This is a genomic window from Streptomyces coerulescens, from assembly GCF_042657965.1.
Taxonomy (GTDB): Bacteria; Actinomycetota; Actinomycetes; order Streptomycetales; family Streptomycetaceae; genus Streptomyces; species Streptomyces coerulescens.
Genome location: NZ_JBHSKM010000002.1, coordinates 1,029,175 through 1,053,983, shown reverse-complemented (window position 1 = coordinate 1,053,983; position 24,809 = coordinate 1,029,175). Strand labels below are relative to the sequence as shown.

Here is a 24,809-nt window from a genome sequence, read left to right as displayed (position 1 = left end):
TACCCGGTCGGATGAGGGGCGCCGATCAGGGGAGGGGCGCGGTGATGGATCGGCTGGAAAGGCTTGTGCATCAAGCTGACCGGTAAGTAACTTACGGGGTCCGGCCGTCGTGCCCACCCCCACGGGGCACGACGGTCGCCATAAGCTGACGGGATGACGACGACGTACGCGGCACTGCTCCGTGGCATCAACGTGGGCGGCAGCAGAAAAGTCCCGATGGCCGAACTGCGCACCCTGCTGACCGCCCTCGGCCACGACGGCGTACGCACCCATCTCCAGAGCGGCCAGGCCGTCTTCACCGCCGACCACGGCGACGAGGAATCCCTCGCCGCGGAACTGGCCTCGGCGATCGAGAAACACTTCGGCTTCACCGTGGACGTGATCGTCCGCGACCACGCCTACCTCAAGGCGATCGCCGACAACTGCCCCTATCCGGCGGCCGAGTTGGAGCCGAAGCAGCTTCACGTCACCTATTTCTCCGCCCCGGTCGACCCCGACCGCTTCGCGGAGATCGACCGCGTGGCCCACCTCCCGGAGGAGTTCCGGCTCGGCGACCGCGCCCTGTACCTGTACGCCCCGAACGGCCTGGGCCGCTCGAAGCTCGCCGAAATCCTGTCGCGGCCCCGGCTCAACAAGGGTTTGATCGCTACGAGTCGTAACTGGAACACCGTTGTGAAACTCGTGGAGATGACAGGTGACTGAGCACGATTCCGCCGTGAAGGCCGCCATCGAGGGCGAGCTGAGGCTGATGGACCCCGAAGTCCGCCGCTCGCCCGAACTCCTCGGCGCGCTCCTGCACCCGGAGTTCCACGAGTTCGGCGCGTCGGGACGGCGCTGGGACCGGGCGTCGACGATGGCCCGCCTGCCCGTGGACACCGATCCGCACCGCTATGCCGTCACCTCCGAGATCCGGGGCGTCCGACTGGCCCCCGATGTCGTCCACCTCACCTTCGACACGGAGTACAACGGCAGCCGCTCCCACCGCAGCTCGCTGTGGCGGCGGACCGAGGACGGGTGGCAGATGTACTTCCACCAGGGGACGCCGTTCGACGCAGGGTGATCCGGCGACGGCTGACGTGGCGAACAGGCCGTCAACACACGCCGGTCAACTGACCGCGGCTCGGCCAACCACGCGACAAACGGCGGCTGTTGTCCCTATGGTGATCCGCGCCAGGACGCGGGAAGAGCAGGTCACCGTGGCGGGCGGCGCCTTACGCGCGCGTGCGCCGCGGAGCGGCACCGGCCGAGCCCTCGGCCGTGCAAGCCACAGGAGGCGGGACAGTGAGCACCTACAACATGCGCGACTTCGACGGCTCGGAGCACGACGGCTCCGACCCGCACGCGGTCCTGCGCCTCGCGGAGCGGCTCGTGGAGCGGCTGCGCATCGAGAAGCCCGCGCTCGTCCCGCAGGGGGAGATCATCCGGGACGAGCTGCTGTGCGCCGCCGAGGACGGCCTGCCCGCCAACCGCGGCCGTATCCGCTTCGCCCTGGAGGCCATCGGCATAGGAGTCGCGGCGGGCGGCGGCTGTCTGATTCTGGTCCAGGAGATCGGCCGCGTGCTCGAGGTGTGATGCCGGCGCGAAACCGCGCATCCACCTCTCAGGCGCCCACAGCCGCCAGCACCGGCATCCGCGCCGCCTCGTAGCGCTCCAGCAGGAGCCGGGCCACCTCGGGTGCCGGCCCGAGGACGTCCGCGAGGACGTCCGCCTCCGCGGCGCCCCGGGCGATACGGTCCGGGAGGAACCCCGGCGCCAGGACGTACGGCGCCACGGCCACCCGCTCGCAGCCCAGCTCGCGCAGCTCACGGACCGCGTCCTCGGTGCGCGGAAGAGATGCGGAGGCGAACGCAGGCCGCACGGCGCACCAACCGGTGTGCCGCCACTCCCGCGCGATTTCAGCGATCACTGCGATCGCCTCCGGGTCGGTGGACCCCGCCGAGGCCAGTACGACCCCGGTCGAGGACTTGTCGGCGGGCGTCAGGCCCGCCTCGTACAGGCGCCGCTCCAGGGTCGCCATCAGCAGCGGTGACGGGCCGAGGACCTCCGCCTGCCGGATCCGCAGCTGCGGCGGCGCGTCCCGCAGGACCGCCGGGATGTCGGCCTTCGCGTGGAAGGCACGCGTCAGCAGCAGGGGCAGCGCCACGACGTCCCGTACGCCCTGGGCGGCCAGCGACTCCAGCACGCCCTGCACGGAGGGGATGTTGAAGTCCAGGAAGCCGGTCTCCACCCGCACGTCGGGGCGCAGCGAACGGACCCGCCGTACGAGGGCGTGCACGGTCGCGGCGTGCCGCGGGTCACGGCTGCCGTGGGCGATGACGAGGAGGACCGGTTTTCTGGACATCGGGTTCAGCTCCTTGCCAGCAGACCGCGACTGCGCAGCACCCACCGCTCCAGCGGGCTGAAGATGAGCAGGTCGATGGCGATGCCGACGATCAGGATGAGCAGGATGGCGAAGAACACCATCGACATGGAACTGGTGTTGCGGCCGTTCTCCAGCAACTGGCCGAGACCGACGCCGAGGTCGGGGGAGGACGCGATGATCTCCGCCGCCATCAGCGACCGCCAGGAGAACGCCCAGCCCTGCTTCAGGCCCGCGAGATAGCCGGGCAGCGCCGCCGGCATCACGATGTGCCAGGTGCCCTTCAGACCCGTCGCGCCCAGGGTGCGGCCGGCCCGCAGGAACAGCGGCGGCACCTGGTCGACGCCGGAGACCAGGCCGTTGGCGATCGAGGGGACCGCGCCGAGCAGGATCACCGCGAACATCATCCGGTCGTTCAGGCCCAGCCAGATCACGGCCGGCGGGACCCAGGCCACCGAGGGAAGCGACTGGAGGCCGGACAGGATCGGGCCGATCGCCGCGCGCACGAACCGCACGCGCGCCACCACCAGACCCAGCGGCGTGCCGATGGCCAGCGCCAGCAGGAAGCCCAGCAGACCGCGCGAGACGGACGTCCAGATGTACTCGTGGAGGGTGCCCTCCAGCCACGACTCGCGCAGCTCGCCCCACACGTCGGACGGCGCGGGCAGCTTGGTCGGGTCGCCGGCGATGCCGGACGACACCAGGAACTGCCACACCGCCAGCACCAGCGCGACAGCGACCACCGGCGGCAGGATCTTCTGGGTCAGGGTCCTGCGGAACGGCGTACGGCCCGTCTGGACCGTCTCCAGGGCGTCCAGGCCCGCCTCCAGTCCGGCGAGATCGCCCCCGTCCTTGGCGGCGGTCGTCTCAGTGCTGGCCATGACGGCGGATCTCCCCACGCAGTTCTTCGGTGATCTCCCGCGACAGCTCCGCCACCTCGGCGTCCTCGATGCGGCGCGGCTGCGGGATGCCGACCGTCCACTCCCGTGCCACCCGGCCCGGGCGGGAGGACAGCAGGACGACGCGCTGCGCCAGGCGGACCGCCTCGCGCACGTTGTGCGTGACGAACAGGACGGACACGCCCGTCTCGCGCCAGATACGGGTCAGCTCGTCGTGCAGCACGTCCCGGGTGATCGCGTCGAGCGCGGCGAACGGCTCGTCCATCAGCAGCAGCTTGCTGTCCTGGGCGAGCGCCCGCGCCATGGCGACCCGCTGACGCATACCGCCGGACAGCTCGTGCACCCGCTTGCCGTACGCGCCCTTGAGGCGGACCAGTTCGAGGAGTTCCTCGGCGCGCTCGCGCCGCTGGGCCTTGGCGACCCCGCGCAGCTTCAGGGCGAGTTCGATGTTCTTGCCCGCGGTCAGCCACGGAAACAGGGCGTGCTCCTGGAACATCAGCGCCGGGCGGCCGTCGGTGGTGATGCTGCCCGCGCTCGGCCGGTCGAGGCCGGCCACCAGGTTCAGCAGCGTCGACTTGCCGCAGCCGGACGCCCCGAGGAGAGTGACGAACTCGCCGGGCGCCACATCGAGGTCGATGTCGTCGAGGACGAGCTGCTGCCCGGCGGGGCCGGCGAAGGACTTCGAGACGTGGTCGATACGCGCGGCGTGCTTCACGGACACATCCGTGTCGGCGGCCTTGGCGAGGGCTGTTGCCATGGTCGTCACCTCCTGGGAACTCATCGGGATCAGTGCCTTGTTCACGACTTCGCGCCGAGTCCGGCGTCGTCGGCCTCGGGTTCGCCCTCGCCCTTGAGGACCCTGTTCAGCGGTGCCAGGTCGTAGATGCCGGCCAGGTCCTGCTGCTGGAGCAGCCCCGCCTCGACCGCGTGCTTCGCCTGGGTGTTCAGCGTGGCCGCCAGCGGGTCGTCCGTGACCTGGATGGACCGCCATGCCGGGTCGAGCACATCGGCCGGGAGCGGCTTGCCGGTGTCGGCCTCCAGCTGGGCGTTGGCCGCAGCCTTGGCCTTGTCCGGGTTGGCGTCGATCCACTTGTTGGTCTTCACCGAGGCGCGCAGGACGGCCTCGACGACGTCCGGGTGCTCCTTCAGGAAGCTCTGCGACACGATCACATTGGTGATCACGAACTTCTTGTCGGGCCACAGGTCGGCCTCGTCGAGGAGCACCTTGCCGCCCTCGGCGACCAGCTTGGACGCGGTCGGCTCGGGCACCCAGGCGCCGTCGATGGAGCCCGACCTGTAGGCGTCCGGCGTGATCTTGTTGTCCGTGCGGACGACGGAGACATCGCCCTGGCCGCTCTCGGCGTCGACCTTCCAGCCCTGCTCGGAGGCCCAGTTGAGGAACGCCACGTCCTGGGTGTTGCCGAGCTGCGGCGTGGCGATCTTCTTGCCCTTGACGTCCTTGAGGGACTTGATCTTCTCCGGATTCACCACGAGCTTCACGCCGCCCGAGGCCGAACCGGAGACGATCCGCAGGTTCTTGCCGCCCGACTTGAGGTAGCCGTTGATGGCGGGGGAGGGGCCGATCCAGCCGATGTCGATGGAGCCGGAGTTCAGCGCCTCGATCTCCGAGGGGCCCGCGTTGAAGGTCGCGTACTCGGCCGTCGTGCCGCCCAGCTCCTTCTGGAACAGCCCCTCGTGCCGGCCGACCAGCGCGGTGGCGTGGGTGAGGTTCCCGAAGTAGCCGATCTTCACCGAGTCCAGTCCGTCGACCTTGGCCGCCCCGGCGATCGCCTGCTCGGTGTTCTCCTTGGCCTGCGAGCCGTAGCCGCACGCCGCGAGGGCGAGAAGCGGCAGCGCGGCCAGGACGGCGAACGTCCGGCGCAGGGCGGGGGTGGCAGGCACGGGAGGGGTTCCTCTCGGAGGCCCGGCACTCACGCCCTTCTCAGGCGCGGCCGGGGGATCGGCGGATGGACGAGGGGCGGATCAGCGGGCACATCGCGCCACTCCGCCCTGTCCGCTGCCAAGGGCGCCGCTGCCGACGCGACCGCCCTCCTTGGCGAACGTGGAGTAGACGTCGAGGGCCTTCATGTCAGAAGTCCCACCCGTCGTCCTCGGCGTCGTCCTTGACCGGCTCCGGCGATGCGAACGACTCGCCGACCATGCCCGCGGTGAGCGTGGTGCCGTCGTTGGGGTCGATCAGGATGAACGAACCCGTGCGGCGCGAGTCGGCGTAGGAGTCGACCGGCAGCGGCTCGGCGGTGCGGACCTTGACCCGGCCGATGTCGTTGGCGACGAGATGACCCGGGTGCGGGTGCAGCGACAGGTCGTCCAGCGTCAGCCGGGACGGGATGTCCTTGACGATCGCCTTGACCGTGCGGGTGCCGTGCTTGAGCAGCACACGGTGGCCCACGGTCAGCGGCGCGTCGGCGACATGGCAGACCGTGGCCTCGATGTCCTGCGTGGTCGCGGGCGCGTCCTTGGTCGGCACGATCAGGTCGCCGCGCGAGATGTCGATGTCGTCCTCGAGCAGGACGGTCACCGACTGGGTGGTCCACGCGACGTCGACCGGCTCGCCCAGCAGATCGATGCCGGAGATCTTCGACGTACGGCCCGACGGCAGCACCGTCACCGACTCGCCGACGCGGAACGAACCCGCGGCGATCTGGCCTGCGTAGCCGCGGTAGTCCGGGTGCTCGGCGGTCTGCGGCCGGATCACGTACTGCACGGGCAGCCGGGCGTGGCAGTGGCTCAGGTCGTGGGTGACCGGGACCGTCTCCAGGTGCTCCAGGAAGGTCGGCCCGCCGTACCAGTCCATGTTCGCGGACGGGTCCACCACGTTGTCGCCGGCCAGCGCCGAGATCGGGATGGCGGTGATCTCCGGGACGCCCAGCTCCAGCGCGTACGCCGTGAACTCCTCGGCGATCGCGGCGAACACGGACTCCTGGTAGTCGACCAGGTCCATCTTGTTCACGGCGAGCACGACGTGCGGCACCCGCAGAAGGGCCGCGATCGCCGCGTGCCGGCGGGTCTGCTCGACCACGCCGTTGCGGGCGTCGACGAGGATCACCGTCAGCTCGGCGGTGGAGGCACCCGTGACCATGTTGCGGGTGTACTGCACATGGCCCGGGGTGTCGGCGAGGATGAACCGGCGCCGGGGCGTGGCGAAGTAACGGTACGCCACGTCGATCGTGATGCCCTGCTCCCGCTCGGCGCGCAGACCGTCGGTCAGCAGCGCGAGGTCCGGGGCGTCCTGGCCTCGGCTCAAGGAGGCGCGCTCCACGGCCTCCAGCTGGTCGACGAGGACCGACTTGGAGTCGTGCAGCAGCCGGCCGACGAGCGTGGACTTGCCGTCGTCGACGGAGCCGGCGGTGGCGAACCGCAGCAGGGTGGTGGCCGAGAGTTCCTCGGTCGTGGTCGTACTCATGCTTAGAAGTACCCCTCGCGCTTACGGTCTTCCATCGCGGCCTCGGAGAGCTTGTCGTCGGCGCGGGTGGCGCCGCGTTCCGTCAGCCGGGACGCGGCGATCTCGGTGATGACCTGCTCCAGCGTCACGGCGTCCGAATCGACGGCACCGGTGCAGGACATGTCGCCCACGGTCCGGTAGCGCACGAGCCGCTTCTCCACGGTCTCGCCGTCCTTCGCGCCGCCCCACTCGCCGGCCGTCAGCCACATGCCGCTGCGCGCGAACACCTCGCGCTCGTGCGCGAAGTAGATCTCCGGCAGCTCGATGCCCTCGCGGGCGATGTACTGCCACACGTCCAGCTCGGTCCAGTTGGACAGCGGGAACACACGGACGTGCTCGCCGGGGGCGTGCCGGCCGTTGTACAGGTTCCACAGCTCGGGCCGCTGCCGGCGCGGGTCCCACTGGGAGAACTCGTCGCGCAGCGAGAAGACGCGCTCCTTGGCCCGCGCCTTCTCCTCGTCGCGGCGTCCGCCGCCGAAGACCGCGTCGAACTTCTCGCTCTGGATCTTCTCCGTCAGCGGAAGCGTCTGGAGCGGGTTACGCGTGCCGTCCGCGCGCTCCTTGAGCACCCCGCGGTCGATGTAGTCCTGCACGGACGCGACATGCAGCCGCAGACCGTGCTTGGCGACCGTACGGTCCCGGTAGTCGAGGACCTCGGGGAAGTTGTGCCCGGTGTCCACGTGCAGCAGCGAGAAGGGGATCGCCGCCGGGGCGAACGCCTTCAGCGCCAGATGCAGCATGACGATGGAGTCCTTGCCGCCGGAGAACAGGATCACCGGCCGCTCGAACTCACCCGCCACCTCACGGAAGATGTGCACCGCCTCGGACTCCAGCGCGTCCAGGTGCGAGAGGGCGTACGGGGCGTCCGTGCCCTCCGCCACCTCGGCGACGGTCGTCGTCATGCCAGTCCCCTTTCGGTGAGCAGCGCGTGGACCGCGGCCGCGGACTCCTGGACGGTCTGGTGCTGCGACTCGATACGCAGGTCGGGCGTCTCGGGCTCCTCGTAGGGGTCGTCGACCCCGGTGAGCCCGGACAGCTCGCCGGCCGCCTGCTTGGCGTACAGACCCTTCACATCACGTACGGAGCACACCTCGACCGGAGTCGCCACATGCACCTCGATGTACGGCGCCCCGCCCTCCTGGTGGCGCTTGCGCACCGCCTCACGGCTGTCCGCGTAGGGCGCGATCACCGGGACGAGCGCCTTGACGCCGTTGCGGGCGAGCAGTTCGGCGAGGAAGCCGATGCGCTGCACGTTGGTGTGCCGGTCCTCCCGGCTGAAGCCGAGGCCGGCGGAGATGAACTCGCGGATCTCGTCGCCGTCGAGCACCTCGACGAGGTGGCCCTCCCCGCGCAGCCGGCCGGCCAGTTCGTACGCGATGGTGGTCTTGCCGGCGCTCGGCAGACCCGTGAGCCAGACGGTGGCTCCGGTCGTCACTTGGTTCTCCTGAGTCTGGTTCGGCTGGGTGATCGTCATCCGTGCAGCCCGCACTCGGTCTTGGCCCGCCCGGCCCAGCGGCCGGCCCGCGCGTCCTCGCCCTCCAGCACCCGGCGGGTGCAGGGGGCGCAGCCGACGGAGGCGTAGCCGTCCATCAGCAACGGGTTGGTCAGCACGCCGTGTTCGGCGACATAGGCGTCCACGTCGTCCTGCGTCCAGCGGGCGATCGGGGAGACCTTCACCTTCCGGCGCTTGTCGTCCCAGCCGACGACCGGGGTGTTCGCCCTGGTCGGGGACTCGTCGCGGCGCAGCCCGGTCGCCCAGGCGACGTACCCCTCGAGCCCGCGCTCCAGCGGCTCGACCTTGCGCAGCCTGCAGCACAGGTCGGGGTCGCGGTCGTGCAGCTTGGGGCCGTACTCGGCGTCCTGCTCGGCGACCGTCTGACGCGGGGTCAGCGTGATGACGTTGACGTCCATCACGGCCTCGACCGCGTCGCGGGTGCCGATGGTCTCCTCGAAGTGGTAGCCGGTGTCGAGGAACACGACGTCCACGCCGGGCATGGCGCGGGAGGCGAGGTGGGCGACCACCGCGTCCTCCATCGACGAGGTCACACAGAAGCGCCCCCCGAAGGTGTCGACCGCCCACTGGAGGATCTCCAGCGCGGAGGCGTCCTCCAGGTCGCGGCCCGCCTGCTCGGCGAGCGCCTTCAGCTCGTCGGTCGTGCGCTCTTCCTGAACCGCGGTCATATCTCGTCTCCCCTGCGTCGTTGGGCTGAAGGCCCCGGGTCAGCAGCCCGAGGAACTTCAGCTGGAATGCGCGGTTGCACGCCGCGCATTCCCACGCGCCGTGGCCCTGCTCGCTGGGACGGAGGTCCTCGTCGCCGCAGTAGGGGCAGTAGAAGGGGGCGGCCCGCTCGCTCATGAGAGGGCCTCCTCGGAGGCGCGCGCGGCCCACGCGGCGAACCGCTCGCCGTCCTCGCGCTCGTCCTGGAACCGCTTCAGGACACGCTCGACGTAGTCCGGCAGCTCCTCGGAGGTGACCTTCAGACCACGCACCTTGCGCCCGAACCCGGCCTCCAGACCGAGCGCGCCGCCCAGGTGCACCTGGTAGCCCTCGACCTGCTCGCCCCGGTCGTTGACGACCAGTTGCCCCTTGAGACCGATGTCCGCCACCTGGATACGGGCGCAGGCGTTCGGGCAGCCGTTGATGTTGATGGTGAGCGGCTCGTCGAAGTCCGGGATCCGGCGCTCCAGCTCGTCGATCAGCTGGGAGCCGCGCGCCTTGGTCTCGACGATCGCGAGCTTGCAGTACTCGATGCCGGTGCACGCCATGGTGCCGCGCCGGAACGAGGACGGCCGGGCGGTGAGGTCCAGGGCCTCCAGGGACTCGACGAGCGAGTCGACCTGCGCCTCCTCGACATCGAGGATGATCATCTTCTGCTCGACGGTGGTCCGGACCCGGCCCGAGCCGTGCGCCTCGGCGAGCTCGGCGATCTTCGTCAGGGTCGTGCCGTCCACCCGGCCGACACGCGGGGCGAAGCCGACGTAGAAACGGCCGTCGTTCTGGCGGTGCACACCGACGTGGTCGCGCCAGCGCTGGAGCGGCTGGGCGGGGGCGGGGCCGTCGACCAGCTCACGCTTGAGGTACTCGTCCTGCAGGATCTGCCGGAACTTCTCCGCGCCCCAGTCGGCGACCAGGAACTTCAGGCGGGCGCGGGTGCGCAGCCGTCGGTAGCCGTAGTCGCGGAAGATGCCGATCACGCCCGCCCAGACGTCCGGGACCTCGTCCAGCGGCACCCAGGCGCCGAGCCGGACACCGATCTTCGGGTTGGTGGACAGGCCGCCGCCGACCCACAGGTCGAAGCCGGGGCCGTGCTCGGGGTGGTTGACGCCGACGAACGCGACGTCGTTGATCTCGTGGGCCACGTCCAGCAGCGGTGAGCCGGAGATCGCCGTCTTGAACTTGCGCGGCAGGTTGGAGAACTCCTTGCTGCCGATGTAGCGGCTGTGGATCGCGTCGATGGCCGGGGTGCCGTCGATGATCTCGTCCGCGGCGATGCCGGCGACGGGCGAGCCGATGATCACGCGGGGCGTGTCGCCGCAGGCCTCGGTTGTGGACAGGCCGACCGCCTCCAGGCGGTTCCAGATCTCGGGCACGTCCTCGATCCGGATCCAGTGGTACTGGACGTTCTGCCGGTCGGTGATGTCGGCGGTGCCCCGCGCGAACTCCTGCGAGATCTCACCGATCACCCGCAGCTGCTGGGTGGTGAGCCGGCCGCCGTCGATCCGCACCCGCAGCATGAAGTACTTGTCGTCCAGCTCCTCCGGCTCCAGGATCGCGGTCTTGCCGCCGTCGATCCCGGGCTTGCGCTGGGTGTAGAGCCCCCACCAGCGCATCCGGCCGCGAAGGTCGTTCGGGTCGATGGAGTCGAAGCCACGCTTGGAGTAGATCGTCTCAATGCGTGTCCGCACATTGAGACCGTCGTCGTCCTTCTTGAACTGTTCGTTGCCGTTGAGCGGGGTGAAGTGCCCCGCGGCCCACTGACCCTCACCGCGGTGACGGCTCACCTTGCGGCGGGGAGTCGCGGCGGCAGGCTTCTGCGGGGTGGCGGCCATGGTTGATACGTCCTTCGGGACAGGCGGGAAAGCGGCTCTGACCTGCGCATACGGGCGCATGGGCATACGTGCGCGTCATTGCGCGGGAATGAAGCGGGAAAGAGAGAGATGTCGGGCGCTGCGGGGCTGTCAGCGCGCCGGACAGATGGCGCTGGACATGCGGCCGAGGTCGACGTGCCGCCGACTCACCAAGGCAATTCCAGTTCCGGACATGACGGAAGCGTGTCACGGCGATCTGGACACAGTCCAGCTTCGTCCATCATGCGGACACCCTTGTCCCGTAGAGTGAGACAAGGGTGTCGTCGGTCACATAGCCGGACGGTGTCGTTTCTTCCCAGGTCAGGCTGGGTAAGCCCCAGGCCACGGTCCGGGCGTCGCGGCCACGGCCTCCTCCTCGACCTTGGTGTCGAAGAGCTTGAAGCCGCGGCGCTGATAATTGGCCATGGCGTGCTCGCCGTCCTTGCTGCATGTGTGCAGCCATACCCGCTTCGTCGGCGCCCGCCCCGGCCAGCGTTCCGCCAGGTCCCAGGCGCGCGCGGTGCCGTACGCCAGGAGATACCCGCCGATGCGGCGGCCGCGGAAGGGCGGGATCAGGCCGAAGTACTCGATCTCCACGACCCCGTCGTCCTGCGGGCTCAGCTCCACATACCCGGCGGGCGTGCCCCGGTCGTAGGCCACCCAGGTCTCGACCCCGGGACGCTCCAAATGCTCCTGCCACCGGGCGTAGGTCCAGCCGAGCCGGTCGGTCCACAGGATGTCGCCGCCCACCGAGGCGTACAGGAACCGGCTGAACTCGGGGGAGGGCACCTCGGCGCGGACGATCCGCACGTCTCCCTGCGGGGCTTCGGCCGGGAGGAGGTCGTCGGGGGAGGTCTGTTCCAGGGACCAGGTGGTCACGGCGAGGTTGGGCATGTCGGCCAGGGAATCATCCGGATGGGGGATTTGTCGATCGACTGCGGCGCCGTCGTGGCTGGTCGCGCGCACGCGGCGGAGCCGCACGACCGACCAGGCGATGGCGAGAGTGCCTCAGTCGAGTGCCCGGTCGATCGAACTCAGCGGCATCGCGAACAGCATCCGGCCCGACTGGGACCAGACCTCTCCGGTCGCCTCCCAGTACGACAGGGGGCCGGCCCGGGTGCCCCAGCACCTGGGGGCGTTCTCCTCGCCGCAGCGGGTCGCCTCCGCGCCCTCCGTGTCCTGGCGCCACAGGCTGCCGTGCCGGTCCGTGCTGCCCGGGGCGCGGCTCACGTACCAGCCGGCGCGGTCCGCCCCGCCCGCCCGGTGCGACAGGACGCCCTCGATGCCGGACGCGTCCGTCTCGTACGCGTCGACCGCCGGCGCGGATCCGGTGGCGCCGGTGGCCAGCAGACCGGGGCGGGCCGGGTCCTTGCTGAAGTCGTAGCGCCACAGCCGGGCGGGCCGGTCGCTGCCGGCGGCCGTCCGCTCGCTCGCGACCAGGCTGTCAGGGGCCGTGCTGCGGTCGAGGGAGATGCCACCGAGATGCGGGGCGCCGTCCGCACCGGTCAGACGGTACGAGCCGACGGCCGGCAGGACGAAGCGCTGGCCGTGGGCCGCCCAGCCCGCCCCGACACGGCCCACCGCGGCACTGTCGACCGTGGCGCGCTGGACGCGGTTCATGTCGTACACGTACAGCCCGTCGGCTGCGGTGACCAGCAGCTTGTTCTGGTACCAGACCATGCCGGAGAGCCGGGAGGTCAGGGCGCGGTAGTCACGTCCGCCGTCCACCGGGACGACGAGGAGCGCGGACGAGTACCTGAGGTGGGCCAGGTCGTTCGCGTCGACGAAGGCGACCCGGGCGAGCCCCCGGTCGGCGGCGCCCTCGTTCCAGCCCGAGAGGATCACTCGATTGTCGTTCCACCAGCCGTCGTCGTCGGCGTCACCCGAGGTGGTGACGGCACCCGCCCGCCAGCCCCGGGCGTCGGCGCTGTCCCAGCAGTACGCGCGCGTGGCGGCCGGCGCCACCGGCAGCGCCGTGCGCTCGGTGGTCGTGCAGCCGTTCGCCGCGCGCAGACTCCGGTCGGCGGTCTCCAGGACGGCGCTCACACCGACCGGCTTGCCCATCCGGGAGGAGAGTTCGTCGAGCGTGGCCTGCGGGACCAGCTGCTCCTGGAGTCGGAACGCGCCGGTCTCGGCGGCCCTGGTGAGAGGCGTCAGCGCCCCGGGATCGTCGCCGACCGTGGCCTGCGAGGCGCTGATCATCGTGGCGGCGGCGGTGAGTGCGAGGGCGGTTCCGGCGAGGAACGCGCGCACGGCACGCCCCTGCTTGCGTCGACGGTGTCTGCCGCGGTGCTTCATCAAACCTCCCGAGGCGAGCCAACTGCGGCCATTGGTCTGTGCGTTGACCAAAGGAGCAGGTGGGGTGGCCCGTACAGGATGCTACGGCAGTTGGGCACGCTTGCGGACTAAGACCCTGCAAATATGCGGAAGAAGAGTCCGTACTCAGGGCATCTCGTCCGAGAACCTCCCCCGCACCACGGCGGGCGCCGTCGAGTGGGGCAGCAGCTCACGCGGGTCCTCCGGCAGCAGCACCTCGACCTCCGCGTCCTCGCAGAAGCGGTACGGCCGGTGCTCCAGCAGGCCCCCGAGATAGCGCCGTACCCGCGACAGCTCCGCCCGCACCGTCACCGTGCGGCCCGGGTCGCCGAACATGTCCTCGGCCAGCCCCGCCGCGCTGCGACCGCCCTGGTGCAGGGCCAGCAGATACAGCAACTCGGCGTGCCGGGGACTCAGTTCGTGGCTCCAGGTGCCCGCGCCGCCGGACACCGTCACCGACCAGCGGCGCGGCTGCGTCAGATCCAGCGCGATCCGGGTCGCCCCGGTCGGCACCGGCCCGTCGGCCGGCCGCAGCAGCCAGCCGCCCGCCAGCGGTTCCACCGCGCACAGGCCCAGCGGAAGCAGCCACCTCCGGCCCGGCGACAGCGCCTTGGGCAAGGTGATCCGGTTCGTGTACGGCATCCCGGTCACCGCGGCCGTCCAGCCGTCCCGGTCCACCACCACGGCCCGCCCGGCCAGCCGCGCCAGCACCGGCGCCGCCACCGCGCGCAGTTGCTCCAGTGCCGTCAGATGCAGCTCCCGCAGCCTTGCCTCGGCGAGCTTGGCCACCGAGTCGACCCAGGCCAGCGTGGCCGGATGCATGGTCTCCAGCGGGCCGCTGACATCGACCACGCCGAGCAGCCGGCCGTCGCGCGGATCGGTGATGGGGGCGCCCGTGCAGGTCCATGAGGTCTGCGAGCGCTGGAAGTGCTCGGAGGCGAAGACCTGGACGGGCCGACGCACCACGACCGGGGTGCCGATGCCGTTCGTGCCGACGACGTCCTCCCGCCAGTCGGCGCCGAGTTCGAAGCCGAGGCAGTCGGCCTTGCGCAACACCGAGGAGCTGCCCTCCCGCCACAGCACCCGGCCCTCGTAGTCGGCGACGACCATGATGTGCTGAGCGACGTCGGCGACCGACAGCAGCCCCTCGCGCAGCACCGGCAGCACATGCCTGAGCGCGGTGGACTCCCGGCGCCGCTGCACCTCCTCGCGCGACAGCAGCCCGGACCGGAAGTCGTGGTCCGGATCGACCCCGCCGCGCAGCATGCGCTCCCAGGACTGCTCGATCACCGGGCGCGGTGCGACCGGCGCGCGCCGGCCGGAGAGGGTGGCGGCGCGGATCTCGCTCAGCACCCGCGCCGCCCGTGCCGCGTCCAAGGGTCCTCCCGGGAGAAGAGTTCTCATCCTGACCGTGTGTCTCATAGTGCCGCCCCGCCGCTCGTGGAGGGACACAGTCCGCACACAGTCGCCAACAAGTTGCAACCCCTTGCAACCCTGGTGGACCGCTCTGGCCTGATTGAAACTTGAGCGACGCCGTTTCGAGCGGCGTTCGCGGCCTCGAACGGGCCATGGCGGGGGTGGTGCCGTGTCGGCGCAGCATCACCCCCTCCGGCGGTTGGCCGAGTGTCAGGCCTGCGGCCTTGATCGGTCCACCATGTGGGTCAGGTTCAGTGTTGACGGCAGGGTTCCGAAGGCTGTTCCTCCGTCGGCGCCCAGGCGGGACGCGCAGAAGGCGTCGGCCACCTCCGGCGGTGCGAACCTGACGAGAAGTGAGCCCTGGAGGATGAGCGCGAGGCGCTCCGTCAGGCGCCGGGCGCGTGCCTCGATGCCGTCCAGGTCGGCCAGGTCCGTCAACAGCGCCTTGATCGCGCCGTCCAGGCGGTGATCCGCGCCGCGTGCCCGGCCGACCTCCCGCAGATACGCGTCGAGCGCCGCGGGCTCCCGCCGCAACGCCCGCAGCACGTCCAGCGCCTGGACGTTGCCCGCGCCCTCCCAGATCGAGTTCAGCGGCGACTCGCGCACCAGCCGCGGCATCCCGGACTCCTCGACGTACCCGTTGCCGCCCAGGCACTCGGCGGCCTCGACCGTCACCGGCGGACACCGCTTGGTCACCCAGTACTTGGCGGCCGGCACCGCGATCCGCAGCAGCGCCCGCTCCTGCTCGCCGCCGTTGTCGTAGGCCGCCGCGAGCCGCAGCGCGAGGGTGGTCGCCGCCTCGGACTCGACGGCCAGGTCGGCCAGGACGTTGCGCATGAGCGGCTTGTCGACGAGCCTGCCGCCGAACGCCTCGCGGTGGTCGCAGTGATGGACCGCCTGCGCGACGGCCTGCCGCATCAGCCCCGCCGAACCGAGCACACAGTCGAGCCGGGTCGCCGCCACCATCTCGATGATGGTGCGCACCCCGCGCCCCTCCGCACCGACCCGGCGCGCCCACGTCCCGTCGAACTCGACCTCGCTCGACGCGTTCGACCGGTTGCCCAGCTTGTCCTTCAGCCGCTGGATCAGGAACACGTTGCGGCTGCCGTCCGCCAGCACCCGCGGCACGAGAAAGCAGGTCAGCCCGTCCGGGGCCTGGGCCAGCACCAGGAACCCGTCCGACATGGGCGCCGAACAGAACCACTTGTGCCCGGTCAGCGTGTAGGTCCCGGACTCGGCCAGCGGCGTGGCCGTCGTCGCGTTGGCACGTACGTCGCTGCCGCCCTGCTTCTCCGTCATGCCCATCCCGAACAGGGCACCGGCCTTCCGTTCCGCCGGGCGCAGCCCACTGTCGTAGACCATCGACGTCAGCCGCGGCTCCCACTCGGCGGCCAGCTCGGGGTCGGTGCGCAGCGCCGGGACCGCCGCGTGGGTCATGGACAGCGGGCAGCCGTTGCCCGCCTCGACCTGTGTCCACAGCAGGAAGGCCGCCGCCCGTCGCACATGGCCGGCCGGCCGCGTCCAGGCCGCGGTCAGCCCCGCGGAGACGCCCTTGCCGAGCAGCCGGTGCCAGGAGGGATGGAAGTCCACCTCGTCGACCCGGTGGCCGTAGCGGTCGTGCGTGCGCAGGCGCGGTGGGTTCTCGTTCGCCAGCACCCCCCACTCCTGCACCTGCGCCGAGCCGCAGGTCCGCCCGAGGGCGGACAACTCCTCGCCGGCCTCGTCCAGCAGCTCGGGGGCGACATGACGTTCGACGGCCTCGGACAGGACCCGGTCGGTGGTGTAGACGTCGTGGCCGACCAGGGGCGGCGGCTGGTTGGTCACCGTGTGCGTGCTGCCTGCCATGGCTGTGAACCTCTCCCTCCGTGGGGCGATGCCTCCACCCTGACACGGCGGTGGCACGGTGAGCGCGCAGGTGGCGAGCGCGCCCGCACGGCGCCGCGATGAGTGCCGCGCCGCACGACGGATACCTTTAGGTCGTGCAGTCAGCAAGTGAACCGTCTCCCCAGCGCCACTCCGGTCGTCTCCACCGGGCGCGTGCCCTCTACCGGAACGTCTCCAAGCGCAGGACCGCCTGGCTGCTGCTGAAGGACACCGTCAATTCCTGCATCGAGTACCGCATCCTCGGACTCGCCGCCGAAGCCGCGTTCTTCACGCTGCTGTCGGTGCCGCCGCTCCTCCTGAGTCTCATCGGCCTCCTCGGTTACGTCGACGACTGGACCGGCACCGACACCATCACCAGCCTGGAGACCAACCTGCTGGAGGCCTCGCGCACCGTCCTGTCCGACAAGGGGGTGCGGCAGATCGCGCAGCCGATCCTGGACGACGTGATGAACGGCGGCCGGCCCGACGTGATCTCCGTCGGCTTCCTGTTCGCCCTGTGGTCGGGCTCCCGCGCGGTGAACGTCTTCATAGACACGATCACCGTGATGTACGGCCTCGACGGCGTCCGCGGCATCGTCAGGACCCGCCTGGTGGCGTTCCTGCTGTTCATCGCGGCGCTGCTGATCGGCTCGGTGGCGCTGCCGCTGATGGTGGCGGGACCGGACGCGGTGGTGCGGATCGTGCCGTGGTCGGAGACGCTGGTGCAGGTCCTGTACTGGCCGGTCGTGATCGTTCTGTCGGTCGCCTTCCTGACCACGCTGTACCACGTGTCGGTGCCGGTGCGCTCGCCCTGGATCGAGGACGTGCCCGGCGCGCTGGTCGCCCTCGGGATGTGGGTGCTCGGCAGCTTCCTGCTCCGTATCTACCTGCAGAACACCATCGAGGGCGCGACGATCTACGGCTCACTCGCCGCCGCCGTCGCCGTACTGCTGTGGATCGGTGTGTCCGCGTTCGCGGTGCTCGTCGGGGCCGCGGTCAACGCCGCGATCGACCGGGTCTGGCCGGCCGCCGCGACCGCCGCGGCCCGCGCCGCGAACGAACGGCTGCGCGAGGCGCAGGTCGCCGAGTACGTGGCCCGTGCCGCCGCGAGCCGCGAGTCCGACCCCGACGACCCGGACGACCCGGACATGCCGTCGGAGTTCCCCGAGCGCTGGTCCCGCTTCCTGCCTCCGGAGGACCTGACGTCGAGGCTGCGCACCCATGTGAAGAGCACGCACCACCATCCGCACAAGCCGGAGGACTCCTAGGGCCTGTCGGATCAGGCTTTCCACGCCCCCGCCGCCGCGGCCTCCCGCACGAAGCCGGTGAAGTCGCGCGGCGGACGGCCGAGGACTTCCCGGACGTCGTCCGTGAGATGGGAGTTGCGGCCGTCCATGAGCGTCTCGAAGACCTCCACCAGTAGCTCGACCTCCTCCGGCGGCACTCCGAACCCCGCCAGGGCATCCCCGTACGAACGCGTCGGAACCGGTGTGTAGGTGATCGTGGTGCCGGTCGCCGCGGAGATCTCCGCGACCGCCTCCCGCCAGGTCAGCAGCCGCGGCCCGGTCAGCTCCAGCGTCCGCCCCACGTACCGGTCGCCGGACGTCAGCACGGCCGTCACCACGTCCGCGATGTCCCGCACGTCGACGAACGGCTCCCGCACCTCGCCCGCGGGGAAGACAAGCTCCCCGTGGGCCATCCCCTCCACCAGCGGCCCCTCGCTGAAGTTCTGCGCGAACCACGTGGCCCGTACGACCGTCCAGTGCGCGCCGGACGACTTCAGCGCCTCCTCGGTCGGCAGCGCCTGGTCCTCGCCGCGCGCCGACAGCAGCACCAGCCGCCGCACCCCGAGCCCCACGGCCTCCCGCGCGAGCGCGCCGATACCCTCGGCCGCCGCCGGGGAGCCGACGTCGGACGGGTACATCAGATAGGCCGCGTCCGCGTCCCGCAGGGTCTCCGCCCAGGTCGTCGGGTCCTCCCAGTCGAAGCCCAGGGCCCGGGACGCCGCCCGCACCGTGAGCCCCGCATCGCGGGCCGCCTGAGCCACCCGGCTCCCGGTGCGGCCCGAGGCACCGGTCACCACTACTGTCATCCGCTGCGTGCTCGCCTTCTCGGCTGCGTTTTCCGTCATGCCTCCAGTCAACGGTCGCGCGCCCCAACAGCCCATCGCTGAACGGCTCATTCCCATGCGCGGGCGTCTACGCTGGCGCCATGGACGCCCTTGCAGGTCTGCTGGAGGGCCCACGTGCCCGTGGCGCCTTTATGATCCGCGCGTGTTTCGACCCGCCGTGGTCCATCCGCATCGAGGACCGGGCCCCGCTCAGCGTCATGGTCATGGTCCGCGGAGAGGCGTGGGTGATCGCGGACCGGGGCGAGCGAAGCGAGATGGGGGTCCCCCCGGCCGAAGGCGGGGGGAGGATCCGGCTGCGCCCCGGAGACCTCGCCATCGCCCGCGGCCCGGACCCCTACACCTGCGCCGACGACCCCGGCACCGCGCCGCAGGCCCTGATCCTGCCGGGCGCCGAGTGCAGCTACCCCGACGGACGCTCCCTCAACGGCTCCATGGACCTCGGTGTACGCACCTGGGGCGACCGGCCCGACGGCTCGGCCGTGATGCTGATCGGCACATATCTGTGGGAGGGCGAGATCAGCGGGCGGCTGCTGAAGGCGCTGCCGCCGCTGCTGTCCCTCACCGCCGACGTGTGGAAATGCCCGCTCACCCCGCTTCTCATGGACGAGATCGTCCGCGACGAACCCGGCCAGGAGGTCGTCCTGGACCGGCTGCTCGACCTGCTGGTCATCGCCGCGCTCAGGGCCTGGTTCTCCCGGCCGCAGGCGGAGGCCCCGGCCTGGTACGCGGCGCTCGCCGACCCCGTCGTCGGCCGGGTGCTGCGGCTCGTCCAGGACGACCCCGCGCTGCCCTGGACGGTGGCCTCGCTGGCCGCCAAGGCGGGGGTGTCACGGGCCGCGCTGGCCCGCCGGTTCACCGAGCTGGTGGGGGAGCCGCCGATGACGTACCTCACGGGATGGCGGATGGCGCTCGCGGCGGACGCGCTGCGCGACACCGACGACACGTTGGACGCCATCGCGCGGCGGGTGGGGTACGGGAGCGCGTTCGCGCTGTCCAGCGCGTTCAAGAGGGTGTACGGGGTGAGTCCGCAGGAGCACCGGGGGCGGGTGCCCTCGTAGGGCGGCCGCGGGTTGCGTGTGGCCGTTCGCGCCCACGCGGCGGAGCCGCAGATCGATACGGCCCCGCGCCCCTGACGGCGTTGCGGCGTAGCCTCGCCTGTATGTACGCGGAGCGGGCGTCACGGCTGCATGGCGCCGTGGTGTGGACGAACACCCCTGATGAGCATGGCGCCGGGCGCGTCCTGCCCGACGGGTGCATGGACCTGCTGTGGCACGACGGGCGGCTGCTCGTCGCCGGGCCCGACACCCGTGCGTACGTCACCGAGGGCGAGCCGGGCAGCTGGGCGGGTGTCCGCTTCTTTCCGGGGACAGCGCCCGGTCTGCTGGGCGTGCCCGCGCACGAACTGCGCGACCGGCGGGTCGAACTCGTGGACCTGTGTCCGGCTTTCGAGGTACGGCAGCTGCGCGACCGTATCGAGGCATCCCCCGACCCGGTGACCGCGCTGGAGGACGTGGCGCTGGAGCGGGCCGCCGCTGCGGACGCGCCCGATCCGGTACTACGGCATGTCGTCACCGCCCTCGACTCGGGCCGTCCCGTCGCCGCCACCGCCGACGAACTCGGCCTCGGGGTACGGCAGTTGCATCGCCGCTGCCTGAGCGCCTTCGGGTACGGCCCCAAGACACTGGCCCGAATCCTGCGGCTGCAACGCGCGCTCGCCCTGGCCCGGTCCGGCACGCCCTTCGCGGACACGGGCCGTTCGCGTCGGGTACGCCGACCAGGCTCATCTGGCCCGGGACGTAAAGGAGTTGGCGGGCCTGCCGCTCGGCGAGCTACTCGGCCGACGCGCCGGCAGCGCCCCGTAGGGGAGCGAACAGGTCGACGCCGTTTCCGTCCGGGTCCTGCACGCAGGCGTACCGCTGGCCCCAGAAGGCGTCCCACGGCTTGAGTTCGCCGTGACAGCCGGCGGCCACCAGTTTCTCGTACACGGCGTCCACCTCGGCCGGATCCGCGCATCGCAGTGCCAGCCCGGTGCGGCTGCCGCCGGTGGGCGGTCGCCACCCCGGGTGGAAGGACCGCACGGTCTCCTCGGTGTCGAGCAACAGCCTCAGCCCGCCCGGCAGTTCGGCCTCAGCGTGCGGCTCGTTCTCCGAGCCGTCGGGGAACGCGAAACCGAGGCGGCGGTAGAAGGCGACAGAGGCGGCCATGTCGGTGACGACCAGGCCGATGGCATCGAATCGTGGAGTCATGCGGCCACCGTAGGCAGGGGGAGTCCGGCTGGTCTTGAAGGAATCGGACACCCCTGCCACCTGCCGGGACAGGTCATCCGAAGGTCACCGCCCCCAGCGGCGTGTCCACCGTGAAGGAGATCCCCACCGGGCCCGTCGTGAGGTCGAGGTCGGTGCCGAGAGCCGCCAGCAGGGGCCGGATCTCGTCCGGCTCGGGAGCGCTCGCGGTCAGCGCCAGCAACGGCGTGCAGGGCAGCCCGGAGGCGGTGGGATGGACGGTGGCGCTCCAGTCGATCAGGAAGGGGACGACCCCGGAGGGGTGGGCGTCGTCGCCGTCGGTCAGCCGCCACCGCAGCAGTGTGCCGTCGGGCTTGCGGCGGCTCATCGACTGCGCCGGGCCGGGGTCGTAGCCCCGCGCTCGGGCGGCCGCGATGGCCGCGTCCAGGTCGGGTGGGCTGATCGCCCAGGTGACCGTGCGTGCGACGGTGAGCCCGTCGACGGTGAACGGGCGGGGCTCACCAGGGGCGGACTGCTCGGGGTCCGGACCGATGATCTCCAGATAGCGGACGCCGCCCAGGGACACCAGGTAGTTGCGCGTGCCGAGCCCGACATGCACACCACCCGGGGCGGGCGCCACACCGGTGCGCCGGGTGAAGTCGGCGACCGTGGCGGCCAGGTCGGGGGTCGCCAGGACGAGGTGATCGAGAAGCGCGGGAATGGCGTTCATCGCAGCCGAGGCTACGCAGGGCGGCCTCCGTCATGGAACACCTGTGCGCCAGGACGGGTGGTCAGTCGTCGAAAACGACCGTGCCGTCGGGCAGCAGCGTCGGATGGATCTTCATGGGGCCGTACTCGTCCACGTCCGAGGGGCGCGCCGTCTCCGGACCGTCGGGGCCCATGCGGAGCACCCGCTCCACCCGGCAGATCCGGAACACCCGGCCCGCCACCCGGGCCTCGTCGGCGCGTTCCAGCGCCCGGAACTCCTCGGCCGCCTTCGCGTAGAGGGTCTTCTTCGCGTCGTCGAACCGGAACAGCAGGGGCCACATCTCGGCCATCGCGTCGTGCAGCACACGCCGGGCGTCGTGCGGGGTGGCCTGGAGCGCGAGGGCCGGCTCCCAGCGGGAGTGCTCCCGCTCGACCACACCGAAGCACGGGGGCAGCAGCACGACCTCCGGATGCGAGCGCACCGCCCGCTCCGAGTCGCCGCGCACCTCGGCGGGGAAGCGCACGCCCCGGTACGCGAAACCCCGCAGCCACGCCCGCAGGGCACCGGCCATCGGGCCGCCGTCCGCGCGGTCCGTGTCGAGGACGAGGTCCAGATCGGGGGAGGGGGTGTGGGCGTCCCGGAAGTTCCAGGTCCGCTCGGCGGGCTCCGGGTCGGTGGGCCGGGGCGGCTCCAGCCCCTGGTCGTCGCAGCGCGTGAACTCGTCCCCGCGCACGATCCGGTACCGCACCCCGCACGCCTCGACCTCGTTCACCGGCTCCCGGTTCAACACCTCGACGGCGGCGAGGAGTTCACCGCGTACGGCCGGGTCGTCGGTGCCGTCCTTCGCGCGGAACCACAGATGGGTGTTCAGCGAGTCCCGGCACATCTGCGGCATCCCGTTCACGACCGGCTTCAGCAGCCGCCACCGCGGCCCCGCCGCAGGATCCCGCACGGCGACCCCGAACACCGGCCCACGCAGGGCGAACCCCGGATAACGCACCGAGGCGTCCACCGCGTCGGCCTCCCGCACCCGGGCGGCGGGGTCGTCACGGCGCACCAACTCCTCGTGCGGCGCGCGGATCTGTTGCTGCCAGTCATGGGTCATGCACGCATTGTCGCGAGGGTGCCGTCACGCCCAGGAGTGAACGGACCCAACATCCCCGGCGGTTGGACGGCTCCGCGGACCGCCCGAAACTCACCGATCACCGCGGGCCATGGAGCGGGAGACTCCGGCTCGCCTACGCTCGCTCGCATGCCCGTACGACTCCTCGTCCACACCCGCACCACCGCCTACCGGCACGCCTCCATCCCGGCCGGGGTCGAGGCGCTCCGCACGCTCGGCGACCTCGAGGTGGACCACACCGAGGATCCGCGGGCCCTCGAAGAACCCCTGGACGCGTACGCGGCCGTCGTCTTCCTCTCCACCAGCGGCGAGATCCTCACCCCGGCCGGGCGCGAGCGCCTCGCCGCGTACGTCGAGGCGGGCGGTGGCTTCGTCGGGGTGCACGCGGCGGCCTGCACCGAGTACGACTGGCCGTACTACGGCGACCTGCTCGGCGCCCGGTTCGACCGGCACCCCGAACTCCAGCCGGGCCGGGCGATCGTCGAGGACCGCGAGCACCCGGCCACCCGGCACCTGCCCGCCGTATGGGACTTCGTCGACGAGTGGTACGACTTCCGCACCAACCCCCGCGGCACGGTGCGGGTGCTGGCCCGCGCCGACGAGTCGTCGTACGAGGGCGGCGGCATGGGCGCGGACCATCCGCTGGTGTGGTGCCGTGAACAGGGGGCGGGACGCGTCTTCTACACAGCCCTCGGGCACACCGCAGAGGCGTACGAGGACCCCGAATTCTGCGCGCATCTCCGCGGCGGCATCGACTGGGCGGCCGGGCCTGCCCGCTAGCCCGCGCCGACCTGGCCGGCCCGACGGCGGCTCAGGGGCGGGACGTGGGCTCTCCGGGCCGGAGATCCGGGACCCGGGGATCAGGGACGCCTGCTGACCCGGTGTCCGGTCCGGCCCCGAGAGCCTGTCGTCACGGTGCGACCCTCAGCGGCGGGGCCTGCGCAGCGCGCGGAACTGGGGGCCGTAGGTGCCCCGGCCGGACGGGATGGGGATCTCCATCAGTTCCACGGCCGGCTCCTCCAGTCCGCGCATGGTCCGGATGCCCGCGCCCAGAGCGCGGTGGCCGCCGCCCGCCCAGGCCGCGTCGAGGGAGTCCAGCACCGTGCTGTACATGGCGTCGAAGCGGAACAGCAGCCCGCCCGCATGGGCGGGCGTGTTGCGCCAGCCGCCGACCGGGACCGGCGCCATCGGGCGCACGTCGGGGAAGGGCACGGGCGGGCCGACGTACCGCCAGCCGTCGTCGGTCCGGCGCAGCGCCCGGCCGTGGTAGATCTCCCCGAAGGCGTAGTAGTGCGCCGGGCGGTCGTCCGAGAAGGAGTCGGTCGGGGAGCTGTCGGTGCCCTCGCCCTGCTCCCTGATGATCTCGATGGCGAGCTCGACGTCGTCGAGGGTCCGCACCGGGCGCAGCTCGTCGGAGTCGATGTGCTGCGCCACCTGACCCCGCGTCGACAGGTCCGGCCGCACCGCCCGGAACGCCGCGAGCATGCCGTCGTAGAACTCGCCGACCGTGGGGGAGGCCTGCACGCTGCGGGCGAGCGACACCTCGGGGGCCTCGATCGCCATCATCACGTCCCGCACGAAGGGGCGGGTGAGGCCCGACAGATAGACGGTCACCCCGGCGCGCACCCCGCCCGGCAGCGGCCCGGGGAAGACGGGCGCGGCGGCCTTGATCTGCGGCCTGCCGCCCACGGCCACCAGCAGGTTGCAGACGATGCCCAGGTGGTACATCTCGTCGCCGACGATGCGCCGGATCATCCGCGCGACCTCGCCGCGCTGGTCCTTGATCGACCACCAGCCGCACAAGTAGGGCGGGATGGTGGCGAGTTCGAGCCCCACGGCGACCTGAAGCGCCGACCTGAGCCAGGCCACCCCGCGGCTGTCCTCGGGGACGGCCATCAGACGCGCCACGGACCCGAGTCCGGCGGCGGCCTGCACGGTGCCCTGGGCCGCCGGTGCGCCCGCCACCGCGTCCGCCGCCGGCCCGCCCGCCACCGCGTCCGCCGCCGGCGCGGCGGCCTGTGCGGTCCCGGCGACCGCCGTCGGTGCCCCGGCCGCCACCGCGGCCGACGCCAGGAACCTCCTGCGTTTGAACGGAGCAACCGTCGACTCGTCCGGCTCTTCGCCCATACCCGTCAACCTCACCTCGGCTCATAGGGACGGCCCCGCTCGGGGCAGCCGCACCGCACCCGGGACCCCTCCGACAGCTCGCGAAGCTAGCAGCGATCACGGCCGCCACCAGG

The 24,809-nt window shown here is 71.5% G+C and carries 25 protein-coding genes and 1 pseudogene; 7 read left to right on the top strand and 19 right to left on the bottom strand.

Annotated elements, in window-relative coordinates; genetic code table 11:
* Positions 1-153: 153 nt before the first annotated feature.
* From ACFPQ9_RS06170 to ACFPQ9_RS06160, 3 genes are all read left to right on the top strand, one after another.
* On the top strand, positions 154-702 hold the full coding sequence (locus tag ACFPQ9_RS06170) for a DUF1697 domain-containing protein (RefSeq protein WP_380847734.1): 549 nt from the start codon (positions 154-156) through the stop codon (positions 700-702).
* Positions 695-1,060 carry a nuclear transport factor 2 family protein gene (locus ACFPQ9_RS06165; RefSeq protein ID WP_380847731.1) on the top strand — a complete coding sequence of 122 codons (366 nt, stop codon included), beginning with the start codon at positions 695-697 and terminating at the stop codon, positions 1,058-1,060. The genes ACFPQ9_RS06170 and ACFPQ9_RS06165 overlap by 8 nt, the downstream gene beginning before the upstream one ends.
* 221 nt (positions 1,061-1,281) lie before the next feature.
* Complete coding sequence (locus ACFPQ9_RS06160; RefSeq protein ID WP_380847728.1) at positions 1,282-1,572, top strand: hypothetical protein; 291 nt, start codon at positions 1,282-1,284, stop codon at positions 1,570-1,572.
* 28 nt (positions 1,573-1,600) lie between these two features.
* Here the strand turns inward: ACFPQ9_RS06160 and ACFPQ9_RS06155 are convergent, their stop codons facing one another.
* From ACFPQ9_RS06155 to ACFPQ9_RS06090, 14 genes are all read right to left on the bottom strand, one after another.
* Positions 1,601-2,341, bottom strand: coding sequence for a sirohydrochlorin chelatase (locus ACFPQ9_RS06155; protein WP_380847725.1), 741 nt, complete (start codon positions 2,339-2,341; stop codon positions 1,601-1,603).
* Between the two features lie 5 nt (positions 2,342-2,346).
* Positions 2,347-3,240, bottom strand: a complete 894-nt coding sequence (locus tag ACFPQ9_RS06150) for an ABC transporter permease (RefSeq protein WP_380847722.1) — start codon at positions 3,238-3,240, stop codon at positions 2,347-2,349.
* Positions 3,227-4,015, bottom strand: coding sequence for an ABC transporter ATP-binding protein (locus tag ACFPQ9_RS06145; protein WP_380847719.1), 789 nt, complete (start codon positions 4,013-4,015; stop codon positions 3,227-3,229). Before ACFPQ9_RS06145 ends, ACFPQ9_RS06150 begins: the two co-directional genes overlap by 14 nt.
* A 41-nt stretch (positions 4,016-4,056) precedes the next feature.
* Positions 4,057-5,160 carry an aliphatic sulfonate ABC transporter substrate-binding protein gene (locus tag ACFPQ9_RS06140; RefSeq protein ID WP_380847716.1) on the bottom strand — a complete coding sequence of 368 codons (1,104 nt, stop codon included), beginning with the start codon at positions 5,158-5,160 and terminating at the stop codon, positions 4,057-4,059.
* Positions 5,161-5,347: 187 nt separating this feature from the next.
* On the bottom strand, positions 5,348-6,682 hold the full coding sequence (locus tag ACFPQ9_RS06135) for a sulfate adenylyltransferase subunit 1 (protein ID WP_380847713.1): 1,335 nt from the start codon (positions 6,680-6,682) through the stop codon (positions 5,348-5,350).
* 2 nt (positions 6,683-6,684) lie between these two features.
* Positions 6,685-7,623, bottom strand: coding sequence for a sulfate adenylyltransferase subunit CysD (gene cysD, locus ACFPQ9_RS06130; RefSeq protein WP_380847710.1), 939 nt, complete (start codon positions 7,621-7,623; stop codon positions 6,685-6,687).
* Positions 7,620-8,195 carry an adenylyl-sulfate kinase gene (cysC, locus tag ACFPQ9_RS06125; protein WP_380847707.1) on the bottom strand — a complete coding sequence of 192 codons (576 nt, stop codon included), beginning with the start codon at positions 8,193-8,195 and terminating at the stop codon, positions 7,620-7,622. The genes cysD and cysC overlap by 4 nt, the downstream gene beginning before the upstream one ends.
* The gene (locus ACFPQ9_RS06120) at positions 8,192-8,902 is read right to left on the bottom strand and encodes a phosphoadenylyl-sulfate reductase (RefSeq protein ID WP_380847704.1); all 711 of its coding nucleotides are present in this window, start codon (positions 8,900-8,902) and stop codon (positions 8,192-8,194) included. Before ACFPQ9_RS06120 ends, cysC begins: the two co-directional genes overlap by 4 nt.
* A 171-nt stretch (positions 8,903-9,073) precedes the next feature.
* Positions 9,074-10,771 (bottom strand): nitrite/sulfite reductase, encoded by a 1,698-nt coding sequence (locus ACFPQ9_RS06115; protein ID WP_380847701.1) that lies wholly within the window; start codon positions 10,769-10,771, stop codon positions 9,074-9,076.
* Between the two features lie 129 nt (positions 10,772-10,900).
* Complete coding sequence (locus ACFPQ9_RS06110; protein ID WP_310591794.1) at positions 10,901-10,984, bottom strand: putative leader peptide; 84 nt, start codon at positions 10,982-10,984, stop codon at positions 10,901-10,903.
* 126 nt (positions 10,985-11,110) lie between these two features.
* Entirely contained in the window at positions 11,111-11,683 is a 573-nt protein-coding gene (locus tag ACFPQ9_RS06105; RefSeq protein WP_380847698.1) for a GNAT family N-acetyltransferase, read from the bottom strand.
* A gap of 114 nt (positions 11,684-11,797) precedes the next feature.
* Complete coding sequence (locus ACFPQ9_RS06100; RefSeq protein WP_380847695.1) at positions 11,798-13,087, bottom strand: hypothetical protein; 1,290 nt, start codon at positions 13,085-13,087, stop codon at positions 11,798-11,800.
* Positions 13,088-13,231: 144 nt separating this feature from the next.
* Complete coding sequence (locus ACFPQ9_RS06095; RefSeq protein WP_380847692.1) at positions 13,232-14,509, bottom strand: GAF domain-containing protein; 1,278 nt, start codon at positions 14,507-14,509, stop codon at positions 13,232-13,234.
* 222 nt (positions 14,510-14,731) lie between these two features.
* Positions 14,732-16,366 carry an acyl-CoA dehydrogenase family protein gene (locus tag ACFPQ9_RS06090; protein WP_380847689.1) on the bottom strand — a complete coding sequence of 545 codons (1,635 nt, stop codon included), beginning with the start codon at positions 16,364-16,366 and terminating at the stop codon, positions 14,732-14,734.
* Between the two features lie 134 nt (positions 16,367-16,500).
* On the opposite strand from ACFPQ9_RS06090, the gene ACFPQ9_RS06085 reads away from it, so the two are divergent.
* Complete coding sequence (locus ACFPQ9_RS06085) at positions 16,501-17,652, top strand: YihY/virulence factor BrkB family protein (protein ID WP_380847686.1); 1,152 nt, start codon at positions 16,501-16,503, stop codon at positions 17,650-17,652.
* Positions 17,653-17,663: 11 nt separating this feature from the next.
* On the opposite strand, the gene ACFPQ9_RS06080 is transcribed toward ACFPQ9_RS06085, so the two are convergent.
* Positions 17,664-18,515 carry an NmrA family NAD(P)-binding protein gene (locus ACFPQ9_RS06080; protein ID WP_380847683.1) on the bottom strand — a complete coding sequence of 284 codons (852 nt, stop codon included), beginning with the start codon at positions 18,513-18,515 and terminating at the stop codon, positions 17,664-17,666.
* Positions 18,516-18,595: 80 nt separating this feature from the next.
* Here ACFPQ9_RS06080 and ACFPQ9_RS06075 point away from each other — a divergent pair, with 80 nt between their 5' ends.
* Both ACFPQ9_RS06075 and ACFPQ9_RS06070 read left to right on the top strand, forming a co-directional pair.
* Entirely contained in the window at positions 18,596-19,573 is a 978-nt protein-coding gene (locus ACFPQ9_RS06075; protein WP_380847680.1) for an AraC family transcriptional regulator, read from the top strand.
* 101 nt (positions 19,574-19,674) lie between these two features.
* Positions 19,675-20,377: pseudogene (locus ACFPQ9_RS06070) on the top strand (helix-turn-helix domain-containing protein).
* Here ACFPQ9_RS06070 and ACFPQ9_RS06065 read toward each other — a convergent pair.
* The 3 genes from ACFPQ9_RS06065 to ACFPQ9_RS06055 all read right to left on the bottom strand — a co-directional run bounded on the left by ACFPQ9_RS06065 (position 20,345) and on the right by ACFPQ9_RS06055 (position 22,551).
* Positions 20,345-20,761 (bottom strand): VOC family protein, encoded by a 417-nt coding sequence (locus ACFPQ9_RS06065; RefSeq protein ID WP_380847677.1) that lies wholly within the window; start codon positions 20,759-20,761, stop codon positions 20,345-20,347. The pseudogene ACFPQ9_RS06070 and the gene ACFPQ9_RS06065 sit on opposite strands and share 33 nt — an antisense overlap.
* Positions 20,762-20,834: 73 nt before the next feature.
* Complete coding sequence (locus ACFPQ9_RS06060; RefSeq protein WP_380847674.1) at positions 20,835-21,467, bottom strand: VOC family protein; 633 nt, start codon at positions 21,465-21,467, stop codon at positions 20,835-20,837.
* A gap of 61 nt (positions 21,468-21,528) precedes the next feature.
* Positions 21,529-22,551, bottom strand: a complete 1,023-nt coding sequence (locus tag ACFPQ9_RS06055) for a DUF5954 family protein (protein WP_380847671.1) — start codon at positions 22,549-22,551, stop codon at positions 21,529-21,531.
* Between the two features lie 147 nt (positions 22,552-22,698).
* Here ACFPQ9_RS06055 and ACFPQ9_RS06050 point away from each other — a divergent pair, with 147 nt between their 5' ends.
* A complete protein-coding gene (locus ACFPQ9_RS06050; protein WP_380847668.1) occupies positions 22,699-23,349 on the top strand; it encodes a ThuA domain-containing protein in 651 nt (216 codons plus the stop codon).
* A gap of 144 nt (positions 23,350-23,493) precedes the next feature.
* Here the strand turns inward: ACFPQ9_RS06050 and ACFPQ9_RS06045 are convergent, their stop codons facing one another.
* Positions 23,494-24,696, bottom strand: coding sequence for a ferritin-like domain-containing protein (locus ACFPQ9_RS06045; protein ID WP_380847665.1), 1,203 nt, complete (start codon positions 24,694-24,696; stop codon positions 23,494-23,496).
* Positions 24,697-24,809: the final 113 nt, after the last annotated feature.

Bases quoted from the DNA above. Each gene is read 5' to 3' on its own strand.
- ACFPQ9_RS06170 (WP_380847734.1), top strand. From the start codon at position 154: ATGACGACGACGTACGCGGCACTGCTCCGTGGCATCAACGTGGGCGGC.
- ACFPQ9_RS06155 (WP_380847725.1), bottom strand. From the start codon at position 2,341: ATGTCCAGAAAACCGGTCCTCCTCGTCATCGCCCACGGCAGCCGTGAC.
- ACFPQ9_RS06150 (WP_380847722.1), bottom strand. From the start codon at position 3,240: ATGGCCAGCACTGAGACGACCGCCGCCAAGGACGGGGGCGATCTCGCC.
- ACFPQ9_RS06145 (WP_380847719.1), bottom strand. From the start codon at position 4,015: ATGGCAACAGCCCTCGCCAAGGCCGCCGACACGGATGTGTCCGTGAAG.
- ACFPQ9_RS06135 (WP_380847713.1), bottom strand. From the start codon at position 6,682: ATGAGTACGACCACGACCGAGGAACTCTCGGCCACCACCCTGCTGCGG.
- cysD (WP_380847710.1), bottom strand. From the start codon at position 7,623: ATGACGACGACCGTCGCCGAGGTGGCGGAGGGCACGGACGCCCCGTAC.
- cysC (WP_380847707.1), bottom strand. From the start codon at position 8,195: ATGACGATCACCCAGCCGAACCAGACTCAGGAGAACCAAGTGACGACC.
- ACFPQ9_RS06120 (WP_380847704.1), bottom strand. From the start codon at position 8,902: ATGACCGCGGTTCAGGAAGAGCGCACGACCGACGAGCTGAAGGCGCTC.
- ACFPQ9_RS06115 (WP_380847701.1), bottom strand. From the start codon at position 10,771: ATGGCCGCCACCCCGCAGAAGCCTGCCGCCGCGACTCCCCGCCGCAAG.
- ACFPQ9_RS06110 (WP_310591794.1), bottom strand. From the start codon at position 10,984: ATGTCCGGAACTGGAATTGCCTTGGTGAGTCGGCGGCACGTCGACCTC.
- ACFPQ9_RS06105 (WP_380847698.1), bottom strand. From the start codon at position 11,683: ATGCCCAACCTCGCCGTGACCACCTGGTCCCTGGAACAGACCTCCCCC.
- ACFPQ9_RS06100 (WP_380847695.1), bottom strand. From the start codon at position 13,087: ATGAAGCACCGCGGCAGACACCGTCGACGCAAGCAGGGGCGTGCCGTG.
- ACFPQ9_RS06095 (WP_380847692.1), bottom strand. From the start codon at position 14,509: ATGAGAACTCTTCTCCCGGGAGGACCCTTGGACGCGGCACGGGCGGCG.
- ACFPQ9_RS06090 (WP_380847689.1), bottom strand. From the start codon at position 16,366: ATGGCAGGCAGCACGCACACGGTGACCAACCAGCCGCCGCCCCTGGTC.
- ACFPQ9_RS06080 (WP_380847683.1), bottom strand. From the start codon at position 18,515: ATGACGGAAAACGCAGCCGAGAAGGCGAGCACGCAGCGGATGACAGTA.
- ACFPQ9_RS06075 (WP_380847680.1), top strand. From the start codon at position 18,596: ATGGACGCCCTTGCAGGTCTGCTGGAGGGCCCACGTGCCCGTGGCGCC.
- ACFPQ9_RS06065 (WP_380847677.1), bottom strand. From the start codon at position 20,761: ATGACTCCACGATTCGATGCCATCGGCCTGGTCGTCACCGACATGGCC.
- ACFPQ9_RS06060 (WP_380847674.1), bottom strand. From the start codon at position 21,467: ATGAACGCCATTCCCGCGCTTCTCGATCACCTCGTCCTGGCGACCCCC.
- ACFPQ9_RS06055 (WP_380847671.1), bottom strand. From the start codon at position 22,551: ATGACCCATGACTGGCAGCAACAGATCCGCGCGCCGCACGAGGAGTTG.
- ACFPQ9_RS06050 (WP_380847668.1), top strand. From the start codon at position 22,699: ATGCCCGTACGACTCCTCGTCCACACCCGCACCACCGCCTACCGGCAC.
- ACFPQ9_RS06045 (WP_380847665.1), bottom strand. From the start codon at position 24,696: ATGGGCGAAGAGCCGGACGAGTCGACGGTTGCTCCGTTCAAACGCAGG.